Consider the following 15,154-nt stretch of genomic DNA (forward strand, 5'->3'; position numbering starts at 1 on the left):
CTTCGAATCGGTGCTGGCGTCAGTCGTTGGCGATCGAGCGGAACACGTTGTCGAGGCGGGTCGGCCCCGCCTCGAGCTCGAGCAGCTCGAGATCTCGCTCGTCCGCCCAGGCGAGCAGGCGATGCAGGTCGCCCTGCAGCGCGTGCGTCTCGACGAGCACGGTGCCGTCGTCGCGGCGCACGTGCTCCAACGGGATCTCCGCAGACTCCGCCGTGGCTCTGAACGAGATGGTGGCGGGCAGTGTCCGGGTGATCTCGGCGACCGTCCCCTCCATGCGGAATCGACCGCGATGCATCAACCCGACCCGGTCGGCGCGCTGCTGCGCCTCCTCCAGATAGTGGGTGGTGAGCACGATGGTCGCGCCGTCCTCGCGCAGGCGATCGACGGTCTCCCACAGGGCGTCGCGCGACTGGATGTCGAGGCCGGTCGTCGGCTCGTCCAGGAAGAGCAGCTCGGGGGATCCGAAGATCGCGGTCGCGAAATCGAGTCGCCGCTTCTCACCGCCCGAGAGCTGCGAGACCCGCGTCGCCGCCTTCGGAGCGAGCCCGACGACGTCGAGCACCCGCTCCGGCCGATCCTCCCGCTGCGACAGGCTGCCGATCAAGCCGAGCGTCTCACGCACGGTGAGGTCTTCGGCGAAGCCGCTCTCCTGCAGCATGATGCCCGTCCGCGGTCGCACCGAACGCCGTCGCGTCGGCGGCTCGCCGAACACGCGCACCTCGCCCGACGATGCGGTGCGATGCCCCTCGATCACCTCGAGCGTCGAGCTCTTGCCCGCGCCGTTCGTTCCGAGCAGCGCGTACAGCTCACCGCGTCGCACCTCGAAGCTCAGGCCGGTGACGGCCTCGAACGTTCCGTAGCGCACGGTCAAGTCGTGCACGTCGATCACTGTCTCTCGTGTCATGCCTCTATTCCACGCCGCCCGAGGCGTCACCGGCAGGGCGCGTACGTCATCAGCTCATGTGACGCCGTGTCACTGGTCGGCAGCACGTCGTCGCACCACGTCTCAGGACATCGAGAGGACCGCGAGCACGTCCGACACGTGACGGTCGACCATCGCTCGGGTCGGCGCGGGCGCAAGACCCAGCAGGCGCAAGCGATGCAGTTCGCCGAGGAGCGCGGCGAACAGGTGCCCTGCGCGCGCGAGATCTCCACCGAGGTATCCGGCGAGGTACTGCTGGGCGGCGCGGGGGCCGGACTCGAGAAACGCACGCGCGGCGACCGTGTCGGCCGATGCGATGACGGCCCGGTGCACTCCGACGGCCCGGTCGGAGCACACCGCCGACACGATCGCGACGCAGGCATCGCGCAGATGCGGAGCGGGATGCTGTGCATACGAGTGCAGCTGCCGGACGGCCGCGCTCAGCACCGCGGGCTTTCCGCCGTACTGATCGTAGAGGGTGCGCTTCGCGACCCCGGCGCGTGCGGCGATGAGGTCGAGAGAGACCCGGTGAAAATCGAGTTCGGCGAAGAGGTCGGTCGCGACCTGCAGGATGCGCTGATCGCGCTCGACCTTCTCAGCCGCCGTCGGGCGGCCGCGCTTGCGTTCGACGACGGGCATTGCTCCATACTACGCTGAATGAAACTCTGACGTTTCATTTGGAGGATTGATGGACATCATCTGTCACGTGGCGATCGCCGACGACTGGGAAGCCGGAGCGCGATTCGGCGAATACGAAGTCGCGACGCGCGGCGTCGCGTGGGAACCGGGCGACTACATCCGCGCAACGGACCCCGAGCATGTCGCGCGCGTGGTCGCAGACGTCTACGGCGATGTGCGCCTCCCGTTGCTGCGCATCGACTGCAGCGTCACCGGCCTGACTGCTTACGGCGTCGAGGTGGCGCGCGTCGACGGAACTCCGCGGATCTTCGGCGCGATCCCCATGGTGCCCGAGGTGGTGACGGCCGTGGTCCCGATTCCCCGCGATCAGTAGCCCTGTTCCGGATCGCCTTCGCGAGGTACGCTTCGGACATGCCAGGAGCGCCGGGGGGTGCACGGGCCGTCTTGCCCGCGCAGACGACCACCGTCGTGCGCATCGGCGCCGTACTGTGGATCGTTGCACCGGTCATGAACGTCGCGCTGCAGCCCATCGTCGTCCAGGCGTGGCCCGTCCCCTACCGGCTCGCCGACCATACCGTGAGCGATCTCGGGTACACCACGTGCGTGGCAGAGTCACGGCCCGGCGGACTGCTCGAAACCTGTTCGCCGCTGCACGCGCTCTTCAACGTCGGCGGTGTCGTGCAGTACATGATCATCGGTGCCGGCACTCTCCTGCTTGCGCCTCGGTATCAATGGTCGCGCATCACCGTGGCTGCCGGCATCGTGATGGCGGCCGGCGGCGTGGATCGTCGCGGCGGCCACGATCGCCGGCATCGTGTGGCTCGGCTTCGCGCTCGGGGGTCACGGCCCCGTGGGCTGGTCCGAGCGGCTCGCCGCCGAGAGCATCTACGTATGGTTCGCCATCGCCGGTATTGCGGCACTGCGTTCCCCGCGGTCGTGAACCGCGCGATCCTCGCGCATCTCCGCCCACACCGCATCGAGGGAGAGCGCAAGCACCCCGGCGAGCGCGGCGACCGTGCTGAACGCCGGCGTCGCCACGCGTCCCGACTCGATCTTGCGCAGCGTCTCCGGTGAGATCCCTGCGGCGAGCGCGACGTCGAGCATCGGCCGCGCCCCGCGCGCTCGCCGGAGGAGCGCCCCGAGCCGTTGCCCGCGTGCGACCTCTTCGGGAGTGAGGGGAAGCCTGACCATGCCTCCTATGATAATCCCGGTATAAGATGACCGGGATAGTTATTGGTTCTTCGCGACAGGCAAGGAGACGCGCATGATCGAGATTCTGAATGCCAGGCAGATCGAGCGGGCGCGCGTCACCGGCCGTGTCGTCGGCGATATTCTCGCCACCATTCGTCAGCGCTGCCGGATCGGCACCAACCTGCTCGAGATCGACCGATGGGCGAAGGAGCTGATCCTCGCAGCGGACGCGGAATCCTGCTACGTGGACTACGCACCGCCGTTCGGCCGAGGACCGTTCGGCCACAACATCTGCACGGCCGTCAACGATGCGGTGCTGCACGCCATGCCGCGCGACACGCGACTGGCGGACGGAGACTTGCTGACGCTCGACCTCGCGATCGTCAAGGACGGTGTCGCGGCCGACGCGGCGATCAGCTTCATCGTGGGGGATGCCGGCGCTCCCGAGGATCACGCGATGATCGCAACCACGGAACGCGCTCTCGCGGCCGCCATCGACATCGCGGCTCCAGGCGTCCGGCTGGGCGACCTCTCCCACGCGATCGGCAGCGTGCTCACCGACGCGGGCTACCCCATCAACACCGAGTTCGGCGGGCACGGCATCGGCACGACGATGCACCAGGACCCGCACGTCGCGAACACCGGGAGGCCGGGGCGCGGCTTCGCGCTCCGCCCCGGCCTGCTCCTGGCGCTCGAACCGTGGGTCATGGCCGACACCGACCGACTCATCACCGACCCGGACGACGGCTGGACGCTCCGCAGCGCGACCGGGTGCCGCACCGCCCACTCCGAGCACACGATCGCGATCACCGAGACGGGTGCCGAGATCCTGACGCTGCCGACCGCCGGGTAGTCGGCGCGGGGGGCATTCGGGGAACGTCCGTGCCGGACTACTGCGCCTCGACCACGCCGCACCACGACGCGATGAACAGCGCCATCGACTTCGTGCACTTGCGCACCGATTCGACGCTCACGCGTTCGTCGAACCCGTGGATGCTCTCGGAAACGGGGCCGTAGACCAGCGTCGGCATGTCTCCGTAATTGACGAACACCCGGCCGTCGAGATATCCCGGCGTCGTGAACGAGGTGAGTTCGCGCGAGAACACGCGCTCGTGCGTCGCTTCGAGCAGGGTCTCCGCTTCGCTGCCTGACTCGAGCACGTAGCCCTCGGCGTAGAACCCGTCGCGCGTCAGTTCGACCGCGAACGCCGAGTTCGCCGCGGCGTTCTCGACGCAGTGAACGATCTCGTTCCACGCGCTCTCCGCCGGAGTTCCCGGGTACGTGGCCACCCGCACGCGCAACTCGCACCACGCGGGCACGCTCGACGGCCAGTCTCCGCCCTCGATGCCGCCGAAGTTGAAGTTGATCGGGTGGTCGAGATCCTCGAAGTACCGGTGGTTCGCCTGATCCGCGTTCCAGTCCGCCTCGAGCACCCGAAGCGCCGTCATGACCTCGTAGGCCGCGTCGATCGCGTTGAAGCCGCTGGCCATCTCACGGGGGTGCGTCGGATTGCCGCTCACGCGGACCGTGAACCACAGCACACCCACGTTCGCGCGCACCAGCGCGTCCTCCTCGGGCTCCGAGATGATCACCGCGTCTGCGGTGTAGCCGCGCAGCAGCGCCGCGAGCGAGCCGTTCCCCGTGCACTCCTCCTCCACGACGGACTGCAGGTGCACCCGTCCCGTGAGGTCCAGACCGGCGCGACGGATCGCGTCGAACGCGAAGAGGTTCGCGATGAGCCCGGCCTTCATGTCACCGGCGCCGCGGCCGTACATCCAGCCGTCCCGCACCTCGGCGTCCCAGGGCGATCGCGACCACTGCGACTCGGGCCCCTGCGGAACCACGTCGATGTGACCGTTCAGGATCAACGACTTGCCGAGGTTCTGTGTCGGCTCGAATGTGCCGACGACATTCGTCATCTGCGAGTAGTCCACCGTCGACGGTCCGTAACCGGGATGCGCGGCGAGTTCGGGGGACGCGATCGTCCACCGATCGATGTCCACGCCGAGGTTCCGCAGCCGCGCCTCGATCAGGTCCTGGGCGGGTTCCTCACCGGCGCGGAGCGACGGCGAGGCGACGAGCTCGGCGGTCGCCGCGAGTTGGTCGTCGAACTGGGCGTCGACGGCGGCGAGGATCCGCTCCGCAAGGTCATTCGAGATCATTTCAACATCCTTCGGGTTCGTGTGGTGCGATACGGGTTCAGTCGTCGACGACAATGTTCTTGTCCGTGACGCGCAGGCGTTCACCGAAGAACCCGCCGATCGCGGTCAGGATGGAAATCGCGACCAGGATCACGGCGGCGCCCCACGACGCGTTGTTCGAGATCGTGAGCATCGCGGTCGCGATGAGCGGCAGGAAACCGCTCGTCGCTCCGGCGATGTTGTATCCGAGGGCGACGCCCGAGTAACGGAGCTTCGCCGGGAACAGCTCGGCGAGCAGTGCACCCGATACGGCGTACGCGATCGTGACGAGCAGAATGCCGACGGTGATCGCCAACGTGATCGCGAGCGGTGAACGGGTATCGATGAGCATGAACAGCGGGAAGGCCGCGAGACCCGTCAGGATCCCGCCCCACATCGTGACGCGACCCGGCCCGACGCGCTCGGCGACTCTTCCCGCGAAGATCGTCATGAAGATCTGAGCGACCGCCGCGATGAGCGTCGCATTCACCATCACCTGGCGATCCACCCCGAGGGTGTTCGCGCCGTAAGAGACGACGAACGTCGTGATCATGTAGAACCCGCCGACGCCGAGCAGCGCGCCGAGCACGGCGACGATCAGGCGACCCCAGGCGTACCGGAACACCTCGAAGGCCGGCACCTTCGCTGCCTCTTCTTCCGCGAGCAGGTCCTTGAAGATCGGCGACTCCTCGACCTTGACGCGAATGTACAGCGCGATCAGCAGCAGCGGGAACGCCAGGAGGAACGGGAGCCGCCATCCCCAGGCGTCGAAGCTCTCGGGCGGGAGCAGCAGCACCACGGCGAACGCGCCGGAGGACAGCAGCGTGCCGACCGGTGAACCGATCTGCACCAGGGCCGCGAAGCGTCCGCGCTTCTCGGCCGGCGCGTGCTCGACGGCCATCGTCACGGCGCCGCCCCACTCGCCACCGACCGCCAATCCCTGGACGAGTCGGAGCACCGCGAGCATGATCGGCGCGGCGAGACCGATGCTGCCGAAGTCCGGGAGCAGGCCGATGAGACCGGTGGCGATACCGATCATCACGATGGTGATCAGCAGCGCCGGCCGACGACCCACCTTGTCGCCGATGTACCCGAAGAGCAGCGCGCCGAGCGGGCGCGCCGCAAACCCGACTCCGAACGTCGCGAACGCGGCGAGGAGCGCGGCATTCGGATCGAGATCCGTGAAAAACAGACGGTTGAAGACGAGCGCCGCGGCCGTACCGAAGAGGAAGTAGTCGTACCACTCGAGCGCGGTACCGACGAACGCGGCGCGTGCGACCTTGCCGGCGTCCGCTCCGCTGATCTTCGGGGCTGTCGCGGACGAGGAAGGGTGTTCCTGGGGGTGGGACATCAGTGTTCCATTCACGAATCGACGGGTCACGCACCGACGAAACCCACGAGGGGACGTCGATGCCGGGTTTCACTGCGTTCTGAAACCGACATATCGACCGTACGACCGGATCCGCCTGAGCCCGGTGTCACGATAGAGCCGCTTTTCACCGCTCGGTGTTGATCTGCACACCGGTCGGTTCGGGCAGGAGGAGGAACGCGATCGCGGCATCTCTCGGGATCCTGACGTCGAGCCCCGTCACTGCTGCGAACGCGCGCATGCGCTTGAAAACGGTGTTTCGGTGCACGAAGAGCACATCGGCGGCCTGCTGAATCGAACCGCTCCGCATGAACGCGTGGACGGTCACGGCGAATCGGTTCTGCTCCTCGGCTGGAACTTCCGCGAACGGCCCGATGAGCTCGTGCTCGAATCCGGCGAGCCCGTCTCGGGCACCGGTCGCGATGAGACGGTGGAACCCGTCCTTGAGCGTGAACGGCCCCGGACGCGTGCGAACCTCAGCCAGGCGTCTCGCGACGACCGCCGCGTGCGCCAGCTTCCCGATCCCGTCGATCCTCGAGAGGTAGGCGCCGTCGGCATCGGGGTGCGATACCGTCCAGTCGGCGATGCCTCGTCGGGGCCTAAACAGGAATGTCAGCTCACCGTCCTCGTAGCTGTACGCAGCGGAGTCCGCCATCCGTTTGCGATCCTGCTCGGTGAGACCGGCGCTCTCCAGAGCGAACATCTCGTACACCTCATGCCGACGGATACCGAGCAGTTCTGCGATGGAGCCGAGTTCGTCGGCGTCGGCGTGCCCCGAGAAGAGTCGGGACAGTGCCCGCTCCCGTGCGCTGCGATGGAACTGCGCCATGAGCTGCGTCTCATCGAGGAAGGAGCGCTGCACCTCAGTGGCGTAGCGCTCGACCACTGTGAGCACCCGCTCCCCGTTCGCCACGAGCTCGTCGACCAGGTCGGGGTGCGCAGCACGGTCGAGCGCGCGCCAGATCAGGCGGAAGTTGATCCTGACGGCTTCGGTGAACTGGTCGATGCGGAGCCCCTGCCTGGCCCGGCGTCGCCCGAGCGCCCTCGGAAAATCGGGCCAGACCTCTGCCTCGCCCTGATTGGCCAGCCGGTCGAGGAAGAGGTCGAACGCCTGCAGCGCGGTACGTTCCAAGTCCTCTTGGGGCACGTCGCCCTCCGTGTACCCCTCGTGGTCCCCGAGCTCGCGCAGAAACTCCTGCAGAAGGTCGGGGATGTCCGCACGCACGCGTTCGAGAAGCTGTTGCCATGCTGCATCCGCCATAGCTCCATTGTCGTGCGAGCAAGCCTCCACTGCACCGCGCATGGTCGACAATACGTCAGCATTCGCTGTATAGTCAGCCCATGCTGACGCTTTCGACGCACCTGGATGTCATGCATCGCCTCGGGCGGGCGATGGCGGATCCGACCCGATCCCGCATCCTCTGGACCCTCCTGCAGCGACCCGGGTATCCCGCGTCGCTCGCGCGGGATCTGGACCTGACACGGACGAACGTCTCGAATCACCTCGCGTGCCTGCGCGGCTGCGGGATCGTCGTAGCCGAGCCGGAGGGACGCCAGGTCCGGTACGAAATCGCGGATCCCCACCTTGCCGCCGCGCTCCGCGCGCTGGTGGATGCGACGTTGGCTGTCGAGGAGCACGCGCCATGCATCGATGAGACGTGCACGGTGCCCGGCTGTTGCGGCGTGAAGGGTCCACGGTGAGTACCACCGCGATCAGTGCCGCACGCGCGGGTGTCTTGAAGCAGCGGATCAGGATCGTGGTCATGATCACGATCACCTGGAACGCAGTCGAGGCCGTCGTGGCGCTCACTGCCGGAGCCGCCGCGTCCTCCGCAGTGCTCATCGGATTCGGCCTGGATTCGCTCGTCGAGGTGCTCTCCGCTGCCGCGGTCGCGTGGCAGTTCTCTGCGCCCGACCCCGATCAGCGGGAGCGGACCGCTTTGCGATTGATCGCGGTGTCGTTCTTCGGTCTCGCCGCGTACGTCTCCGTCGACGCGATCCTGTCGCTCGCCGGACTTCGCGACCCCGAGCACTCGCCGATCGGCATCGTCATCGCGGCTCTCAGCCTCGTCGTGATGCCGTTCCTCTCATGGTTCGAGCGGCGCACCGGGCGCGAACTCGGATCTGCATCGGCTGTCGCCGACTCGCAGCAGACGTTGATCTGCACGTACTTGTCCGCAGCGCTGCTGATCGGGCTGATGCTCAACAGCTGGCTGGGCTGGGCCTGGGCCGACTCGATCGCGGCACTCACGATCTCCGGCTTCGCGGTCCGCGAGGGGGTCAGGGCCTGGCGGGGACGCGCGTGCTGCGTCGTCGTTCGACCGGGAGCGGACTCAGCCGCTCACGTACACGACGGGTGTTGAAACCGGTGGTCAGTGGCTCTCGAACTGGATCGGCGACTCGCCCAGCGCGATCGTCGCCACCACCAGTCCGAGCGTCGCCACGGCAGCGCCGACGAAGACCACACCGTAGAACCAGGCGGCGAGAGTAAGAATCTTGTCGAACACGCGGAACCTTTCAGCAGACAACTCAGTGCTTCGAGTCTCCCATGACCTGCCGCTTCGTGAAAGTTGACGGTCGTGCGCACTGCAACAGGTATGGTGAACTCACATCGGCGATCACCGAGGAGGGTGCGCGTGGATCCGTCACCCGTGAGCACATCACCGACGCAGAATCCCTGGCAGCGGTTCTGGGATCGCGGCGGATGGTGGCGGGCGCTCCTCCTCGCCGCCGCGTACTACGGCGTGTATCAGCTCCTCTCGCTGCTGATCAATCACCTTCCCGGCGGACAGGCCGCTGCGGGTCTCGACACGAGCGACCCGCTCGGCCTGCTCATCGGCACCGCACTCCCGATCGCGCTCGGCGCCGCGGTGCTCATCGGATTCGCCGCGTCCGTCGGCTGGCTGCGCCCACTCTTCGGACCGCAGCCGCGTCGACAGCGCGGGTGGGTGTGGATCGGCATCGGCGTCGTGGTCGCGATCAACGCATCCGCACTGATCGCGCTCGACTTCGGTTCGGCGGGTGGCGCACTGGTCGCCACCTGGCTGTTGACGGGCCTCTGCATCGGTCTCGCGGAGGAACTGCTCACGCGGGGCGTCGTCGTCGAACTGATGCGCAGGGCCGGATACGGCGAGATCGCGATCGCGGTCGCCTCGGCCGGCATCTTCGCGGCGCTGCACAGCGGCAACCTCTTCACCACCGACCAGGGCGTCGCGACGACCGCGGCGCAGGTAGTGTACACGTTCGGGTTCGGTGTCATCATGTACCTCGCACTCCGGCTGACCGGTCGCCTGATCGTGCCGATCCTGCTGCATGCGTCGACGGACCCCATGATTCTGCTGTTCTCGGAGCATCCGACGCAGGGGAACCCGCTCGAACTGCTCCCGATGCTCAGCACGCCGCTCATCGTGGCGACCGGCGGTCTGCTCCTCATCGTGTTCGTGGTGAGCGAGCGGCGCGTCGGCGCTAGAGACGCTGCGAACGCCGACGAGCCTTGGCCGTGAGCAAGGCCATCATCCCGAGAAGGATCGCCGCGGCTCCGGCGGTCATCAGCGCGACCGGTGCGCTCGCTGCGCCCGTCGCAGCCAATGCACCGGACTCAGACCCCGTGGGGGTCACCGAACCGTCTCCGCCAGGAGGCGGGGATGGGTTGGTGGGATCCTCCGAAGGAGGCGGAGGTTCCGGATCGTTCGGATCGGGGTCCGGATCCGGATCCTGGCCCGGGTCTTCCGTCACGGTAAGCACGAATGAGCTCACCTCGGGGACTGCGCAGTCGACCGTGATGCGCTGCTGCTGCGGTGTCACGTCCACGCCCTCGCCCGTCTCGACGGTGAGGATGTACTCGCCGTTGGAAACCTCAGCGAACCCGTAGTCACCCGATGCACCAGTGGTGGTCGAGCGAGCGGGCACCGCATCGTCGGCCGGAGTGAGCGTGACGGGGACTCCACCGAGATCGACGTCCCCCGCGACCGTGCCGGTCACCGAGAACGTGCTCGTGACGGCGAGGTCGACACCTGCGACATCATCGCGAGCCACCTCGACCGGGACTGCGGTCGACGTGGCTCCGGTCGGAAGCGTCGACGGGTCGACGCGTACCGAATACCCGGTGCCTCCGGCGACGACGGGGAACACGTACGCACCCTGACCGTCCACGGGCGCCGTCGCCACCACCGCACCGGCGGCGTCGAGGAGTTGCACCGCGGCAGACCCGTCCAGAGCGCAATCCGCCGCGACCGCACCGCCCACGGACTGCGCCCGGGTCGAGAACCATGTCTGGTACGAGGGGAACCCCGACTTCCACTCGGACGTGATGCTCAGTGTCTTCAGGGGAACGGTCGGCGAGAACCACGCGGACGCTCCCGCCGTGTCGCACAGGTCCTGGGAGGTCGGACAGCCGAGCTCTTCGAGAGCGACACCGGTCTCAGAGATCGTCGAGGTGGGGAGGGCGAACGCCTGACTCTGGTCGCACGAGGGGCCGCCGGCCTGCCCGCAATAGTTGAACGTCTCGACGAGACCCAGTTGCTCGCCGGAGACCGGATTTCCGTCCGCGTCTGTCGCGGTCACCCCCAGGATCTCGGCGTCGACGTCCCCGAGACTGAACCCCCAGGTGCCGACCGGGCTCGGCGACGAGAACGTGTACGTCGTGGTGGAGGGAGCTCCCGCCCGGTTTCCCGCGGGACGCACGCTGATGTATTCCTGATTGCGACTCGACCCGAACTCGGCACCGAACGATGTGGACTCGGGAAGCCACGTCGATCCTCCGCCCGGAATCATCGTTCCCGAGGCAAGAGTGTCCGTGGCGAACGTGACCTCGGGGAATCCCACCGGGAATTCCAAGTCTCCCGTGAACGCGCCACTCCCTCCGGAGATGCTCCAGTCCGGGTAGCCGTCCGACGGTGCAGCCTGAGCCGGTGCAACCTGGACGAGACCAGCACTGACGATTGCGGCCGCGGCGCCGATCGTCAGGAGTCGTCTTCCGCTCTGTCGCGCCCTCAGCGTCATCGCCTCCATACGCGGAAGCATACCCGCAGAACTCAGCGACCGATCAGAAATTTCCCGCGGAGACCGCTGCCTCTCGGGCCATCATTGCACATCAGACCAATCTATTGCCGCGCGATAAAAAGTGGATTATGCTCGCGGACAAAGTGATATATCAGTTTGTCATCCGCTGCGATGCCGAGCACGAGATCACATTCGCACCGTCGACGAAGAGGTGAATCATGGAGCTTGCACAGAGACTCGACCGACTGGGGACCGAAACCGCGTTCGCGGTCGCCCAGGCCGCCGCGGCATGGACCGCTCAGGGAAACCGGGTGTACCCGTTCCACCTGGGCGACATCAACATTCCCACCGCTCCTCACATCATCGACGCGATGAACCGTGCGATCACCGACGGACGAACGGGCTACTGCCCCGGCCCGGGCATTCCGCCACTGCGCGAAGCTCTCGCCGACGACATCGGCGCGCGTCGCGGCACATCGGTGAAGCCCGAGAACGTCGTCGTGATGACCGGTGGGAAGCCCGTCATCACCAAGTTCCTCCAGGCGGTCATGAACCCGGGTCAAGAGGTGCTCTACCCGAACCCCGGCTTCCCGATCTACGAGTCCCAGATCGAGTACCTCGGCGGCACCGCAGTGCCGTACCGCTACCTGCCGACGGACGCCGGCTTCGCGATCGACATCGAACAGATCCGGTCATCCATCACCCCGAACACCGTCGCGATCATCTACAACGACCTGCAGAACCCGATCTCTGCAGAGTCCACCGAGGCGGAGCGCGAGGCGATCGCGCAGCTCGCCATCGAACACGATCTCTGGGTGCTCTCGGACGAGGCATACTTCGAGACCCGTTACGAGGGCGAGTCGACCTCGATCACCTCGATCCCCGGCATGGCCGAGCGCACCGTGATCCTCTACACGTTCAGCAAGAAGTTCGCGATGACGGGTTCCCGTCTGGGCTGCGCCGTCGCACCGACCGAGGTCGCGCAGGTGCTGTCGACCCTCAACACGAATGACGAGTCGTGCACCACGCACTACGTCCAGTGGGCGGGCATCGCAGCACTGCAGGGCACCCAGGAACCCGTCGCGCACATGCTCGACACCCTCCGCGAGCGCCGCGACGCCGCCTGCGAGATCGTCAACACGATCTCCGGATTCCGCGTCGCGATCCCGCAGTCCACGTTCTACCTGTTCCCCGATGTCACCGAGGCCATGCAGCGCAAGGGGTACACCGAGGTCGGCGCGTTCGCGGCGGATGCCCTGCACGAGACGGGCGTCTCGTTCTGCACCCGGGAGCACTTCGGGCGCAGCCAGCCGGGTGAAGACCGCCGGTACATCAGGCTCGCCTACTCCGGCATCGACCTCACCGACATCCGCGAGGGCCTCGGCACGCTGCGCGACTGGGTCAACGCATGAGCCGCGTGGTCGTCACCGGACGGATCCCGGATGCCGCGATCGAGAAGCTCCGCGCCGAACACGATGTCGACGCCTGGTCGGAGTCCGACTCGATCAGCCGCTCAGAACTGCTGAGTCGTGTTGCGGGAGCCGACGCCATCGTCACCCTCCTCACCGAGCAGGTGGACGCCGAACTGCTCGATGCCGCGGGTCCGCAGCTGAAAGTGGTGGCGAACGTGGCGGTGGGCTACGACAACGTCGACGTCGCGGCGTGCACCGCGCGCGGGGTCATCGCGACCAACACCCCCGGCGTCCTGACGGAGGCCACCGCGGACATCGCGTTCTCCCTCATCCTCATGGCGACGCGTCGTCTCGGCGAGGGCGAACGACTGGTCCGCTCGGGCGAGGCCTGGAAGTGGGGCATGTTCTTCCTGCTCGGCAGCGGTCTGCAGGGGAAGACGCTCGGCGTCGTCGGCATGGGCGGCATCGGGCAGGCCACCGCTCGCCGCGCGCGTGCGTTCGGCATGGAGATCGTCTATCAATCACGGAGCGAGATCGATCCCGCGATCGCGGACGAGCTGGAGGCTCGACGTGTGGATCTCGACGAGTTGCTCGCGGTATCGGACGTGGTGTCGGTGCACTGCCCGTTCACCCCGGACACGCATCATCTCTTCGGCGCAGCGGAGTTCGCCGCGATGAAGGACTCGGCCACTCTCGTCAACACTGCGCGCGGACCGATCGTGGACGAGGCTGCGCTCGCGGTCGCCCTGCGCGACGGAACCATCGCCGGTGCGGGACTGGACGTCTACGAACGGGAGCCCCGCGTCGAGCCGGACCTGCTCGAGCTCGACAACGTCGTGCTGATCCCCCACCTCGGATCGGCGACGGTGGAAACGCGCACGGCAATGGCGGTTCTCGCAGCGGAGAACGCGCTCGCGGTGCTCAGCGGCGAGACCCCGCCCACCCCGATCCGGGCCTGAAGCCGCGCGCGCCAGCACCGCCGACTCAGAAGTCGTCGCTCGACTCCTTCGGGCCGTGTGCGTCGAGCCTGCGCAGATGCACGTGACGCGAGAGCCGGATCACGGGGCGGATCAAGAGCTGCACGCTCCCGGCGAGGAACAGCCAGGTGCCGATCGTTGTGGTCTGCTCGGAGAAGAAGAGCACGCTCCCGACGATGAACCAGATGGCGACCATGATGTCGTTGACGATGCTGAGCACCTCGTAGCGACCACGGAGGATGAGTTCTTCGTCACCGATGGTGAGTGTGAGGTCTGTTCCGCTGCGTTCCACCCCTCCAGGTCTACCGGAGCGAGACCGAGAGTGCCACCACCCCGCCGCTGCCGCGCGCTAGCCTGAACGCATGCCTTTCGCGTTCATTCGCTCCACCTCGCGACCGTACCTGGCCGCAGCGGAGTCGGCGGAGGCAGCGCCCGCGAATTCCGCTCACGCGATCGACGTACTTCGCGCCGACTTCGAGCGCTGGTCGCGTTGGGCGCTCGGGCTGCTCGGTTTCACGCTCGCAATCTCCGGATCCTTCGTCGCCATCGGCGTCGCCGAGACCGCGCGCCTCATGGGTGGTCCCCTGATGGGGATCGACCTCGTCGCAACGATGATCGCCGCCGGTGTCGCGCTCACGGGGATCGCCGTGCTGGCGATGCTGTGGTGGTCCGGGCGCCGGCTCGCCTCGGCTGCGACCTGGTGGATGCGGTTTTCGTACGCTCAGGGACAGCTCCCGCGACGGGCTTTGGGGTGGCTGCACGCCCGAACGGTGAACTTCGAACCAAGGATTCTTCTGCGTCTCGTGACCGGAACACTCGCGCTGCTGCTGGCGATCGGCGGGATCGCGCTCGCCATCCGCGACTTCGGCACCGCCGCGACACCCTACTCCTCCGCCGCGGCCATTGTCGGCGTGATCAGTGCGGTCTCCGGTGTCGGTCAGTTGGGAGGCGTGCTGCGGATCGTGTCGGGTGCCGCCGAGCAGGATCCACTGTGGGCGCGCATCCGGAAGCGTGCAGCTTCAGGGCAGCGGAGGTCGCGCTGACATCGATGGCGCGTGCCAATAGCGCAAGGATACTCGCGTCACCGGTTCGTGAGATGTGATCGTGGATGCCATGACCTCTGCGACACCCGCACGGGCGGCTCGTCGCCGGGATGCACCTCCACCGAGAACCGGCGGCTCCGAAGCGGAGGTGCTGCGCGGCTTCCTCGATTACCTGCGCCAATCGATCGCGCACAAAATAGAGACCGCACCCGAGCCGGCTGTACGCACGGCTCAGGTGCCGTCGGGAACCACACTGTTGGGACTGCTGAATCACCTCGCGCACGTTGAAGAGGCGAGCACGCGATGGGCGCTCACGCACATGATCGAGGAGACCGGCCGCCACGCCGGCCACGCCGACATCCTCCGCGAGCTCATCGACGGAGCCACCGGTCGCTGACCCGCGAGACGTGAGGCGCGCGG

Annotated in this window: 19 protein-coding genes; 9 read left to right on the forward strand and 10 right to left on the reverse strand. The window is 67.2% G+C overall.

Annotated features, from left to right (window positions below):
• Window positions 1–19 precede the first annotated feature (19 nt).
• The gene (locus J4H85_RS01290) at window positions 20–904 is read right to left on the reverse strand and encodes an ABC transporter ATP-binding protein (protein WP_208236137.1); all 885 of its coding nucleotides are present in this window, start codon (window positions 902–904) and stop codon (window positions 20–22) included.
• 102 nt (window positions 905–1,006) lie between these two features.
• Entirely contained in the window at window positions 1,007–1,561 is a 555-nt protein-coding gene (locus J4H85_RS01295; RefSeq protein WP_208236139.1) for a TetR/AcrR family transcriptional regulator, read from the reverse strand.
• A 49-nt stretch (window positions 1,562–1,610) separates the two neighbouring features.
• On the opposite strand from J4H85_RS01295, the gene J4H85_RS01300 reads away from it, so the two are divergent.
• Window positions 1,611–1,934, forward strand: coding sequence for a DUF952 domain-containing protein (locus J4H85_RS01300; RefSeq protein ID WP_208236141.1), 324 nt, complete (start codon window positions 1,611–1,613; stop codon window positions 1,932–1,934).
• A gap of 239 nt (window positions 1,935–2,173) precedes the next feature.
• On the opposite strand, the gene J4H85_RS01305 is transcribed toward J4H85_RS01300, so the two are convergent.
• Both J4H85_RS01305 and J4H85_RS01310 read right to left on the reverse strand, forming a co-directional pair.
• Window positions 2,174–2,374 (reverse strand): hypothetical protein, encoded by a 201-nt coding sequence (locus J4H85_RS01305; protein ID WP_208236143.1) that lies wholly within the window; start codon window positions 2,372–2,374, stop codon window positions 2,174–2,176.
• Between the two features lie 72 nt (window positions 2,375–2,446).
• Window positions 2,447–2,752 (reverse strand): helix-turn-helix domain-containing protein, encoded by a 306-nt coding sequence (locus tag J4H85_RS01310; protein WP_208236145.1) that lies wholly within the window; start codon window positions 2,750–2,752, stop codon window positions 2,447–2,449.
• 73 nt (window positions 2,753–2,825) lie between these two features.
• Between J4H85_RS01310 and map the strand changes: the two genes are divergently transcribed.
• On the forward strand, window positions 2,826–3,605 hold the full coding sequence (gene map, locus J4H85_RS01315) for a type I methionyl aminopeptidase (protein ID WP_208236147.1): 780 nt from the start codon (window positions 2,826–2,828) through the stop codon (window positions 3,603–3,605).
• A gap of 37 nt (window positions 3,606–3,642) precedes the next feature.
• Here the strand turns inward: map and J4H85_RS01320 are convergent, their stop codons facing one another.
• The 3 genes from J4H85_RS01320 to J4H85_RS01330 all read right to left on the reverse strand — a co-directional run bounded on the left by J4H85_RS01320 (window position 3,643) and on the right by J4H85_RS01330 (window position 7,562).
• Window positions 3,643–4,914: an ArgE/DapE family deacylase gene (locus J4H85_RS01320; protein ID WP_208236149.1), complete on the reverse strand. Its 1,272-nt coding sequence runs from the start codon at window positions 4,912–4,914 to the stop codon at window positions 3,643–3,645.
• Window positions 4,915–4,951: 37 nt separating this feature from the next.
• Window positions 4,952–6,283: an MFS transporter gene (locus tag J4H85_RS01325; protein ID WP_208236151.1), complete on the reverse strand. Its 1,332-nt coding sequence runs from the start codon at window positions 6,281–6,283 to the stop codon at window positions 4,952–4,954.
• Between the two features lie 145 nt (window positions 6,284–6,428).
• A complete protein-coding gene (locus J4H85_RS01330; RefSeq protein ID WP_208236153.1) occupies window positions 6,429–7,562 on the reverse strand; it encodes an RsbRD N-terminal domain-containing protein in 1,134 nt (377 codons plus the stop codon).
• An 80-nt stretch (window positions 7,563–7,642) separates the two neighbouring features.
• Here J4H85_RS01330 and cmtR point away from each other — a divergent pair, with 80 nt between their 5' ends.
• Together cmtR and J4H85_RS01340 are read left to right on the forward strand one after the other, a co-directional pair.
• Window positions 7,643–8,002 carry a Cd(II)/Pb(II)-sensing metalloregulatory transcriptional regulator CmtR gene (cmtR, locus tag J4H85_RS01335; RefSeq protein ID WP_208236155.1) on the forward strand — a complete coding sequence of 120 codons (360 nt, stop codon included), beginning with the start codon at window positions 7,643–7,645 and terminating at the stop codon, window positions 8,000–8,002.
• Between the two features lie 62 nt (window positions 8,003–8,064).
• A complete protein-coding gene (locus J4H85_RS01340) occupies window positions 8,065–8,664 on the forward strand; it encodes a cation diffusion facilitator family transporter (RefSeq protein WP_208237265.1) in 600 nt (199 codons plus the stop codon).
• A 9-nt stretch (window positions 8,665–8,673) separates the two neighbouring features.
• Here the strand turns inward: J4H85_RS01340 and J4H85_RS14130 are convergent, their stop codons facing one another.
• Window positions 8,674–8,808 carry a hypothetical protein gene (locus J4H85_RS14130; RefSeq protein WP_279591998.1) on the reverse strand — a complete coding sequence of 45 codons (135 nt, stop codon included), beginning with the start codon at window positions 8,806–8,808 and terminating at the stop codon, window positions 8,674–8,676.
• A 129-nt stretch (window positions 8,809–8,937) separates the two neighbouring features.
• On the opposite strand from J4H85_RS14130, the gene J4H85_RS01345 reads away from it, so the two are divergent.
• Window positions 8,938–9,804 carry a CPBP family intramembrane glutamic endopeptidase gene (locus J4H85_RS01345; RefSeq protein WP_307863306.1) on the forward strand — a complete coding sequence of 289 codons (867 nt, stop codon included), beginning with the start codon at window positions 8,938–8,940 and terminating at the stop codon, window positions 9,802–9,804.
• On the opposite strand, the gene J4H85_RS01350 is transcribed toward J4H85_RS01345, so the two are convergent.
• Window positions 9,767–11,311: an SdrD B-like domain-containing protein gene (locus J4H85_RS01350; protein WP_208236160.1), complete on the reverse strand. Its 1,545-nt coding sequence runs from the start codon at window positions 11,309–11,311 to the stop codon at window positions 9,767–9,769. The genes J4H85_RS01345 and J4H85_RS01350 overlap by 38 nt on opposite strands.
• 209 nt (window positions 11,312–11,520) lie before the next feature.
• On the opposite strand from J4H85_RS01350, the gene J4H85_RS01355 reads away from it, so the two are divergent.
• Both J4H85_RS01355 and J4H85_RS01360 read left to right on the forward strand, forming a co-directional pair.
• Window positions 11,521–12,714 (forward strand): pyridoxal phosphate-dependent aminotransferase, encoded by a 1,194-nt coding sequence (locus J4H85_RS01355; RefSeq protein WP_208236162.1) that lies wholly within the window; start codon window positions 11,521–11,523, stop codon window positions 12,712–12,714.
• On the forward strand, window positions 12,711–13,673 hold the full coding sequence (locus tag J4H85_RS01360; protein ID WP_208236164.1) for a 2-hydroxyacid dehydrogenase: 963 nt from the start codon (window positions 12,711–12,713) through the stop codon (window positions 13,671–13,673). Before J4H85_RS01355 ends, J4H85_RS01360 begins: the two co-directional genes overlap by 4 nt.
• A gap of 25 nt (window positions 13,674–13,698) precedes the next feature.
• Here the strand turns inward: J4H85_RS01360 and J4H85_RS01365 are convergent, their stop codons facing one another.
• Window positions 13,699–13,983 (reverse strand): YrhK family protein, encoded by a 285-nt coding sequence (locus J4H85_RS01365; RefSeq protein ID WP_208236166.1) that lies wholly within the window; start codon window positions 13,981–13,983, stop codon window positions 13,699–13,701.
• A gap of 70 nt (window positions 13,984–14,053) precedes the next feature.
• On the opposite strand from J4H85_RS01365, the gene J4H85_RS01370 reads away from it, so the two are divergent.
• Together J4H85_RS01370 and J4H85_RS01375 are read left to right on the forward strand one after the other, a co-directional pair.
• Complete coding sequence (locus tag J4H85_RS01370) at window positions 14,054–14,734, forward strand: hypothetical protein (RefSeq protein WP_208236168.1); 681 nt, start codon at window positions 14,054–14,056, stop codon at window positions 14,732–14,734.
• A gap of 70 nt (window positions 14,735–14,804) precedes the next feature.
• Entirely contained in the window at window positions 14,805–15,131 is a 327-nt protein-coding gene (locus tag J4H85_RS01375; protein WP_208236170.1) for a mycothiol transferase, read from the forward strand.
• Window positions 15,132–15,154 lie beyond the last annotated feature (23 nt).

Origin of the sequence: Leucobacter tardus (genome assembly GCF_017583045.1) — a bacterium.
GTDB lineage: Bacteria > Actinomycetota > Actinomycetes > Actinomycetales > Microbacteriaceae > Leucobacter > Leucobacter tardus.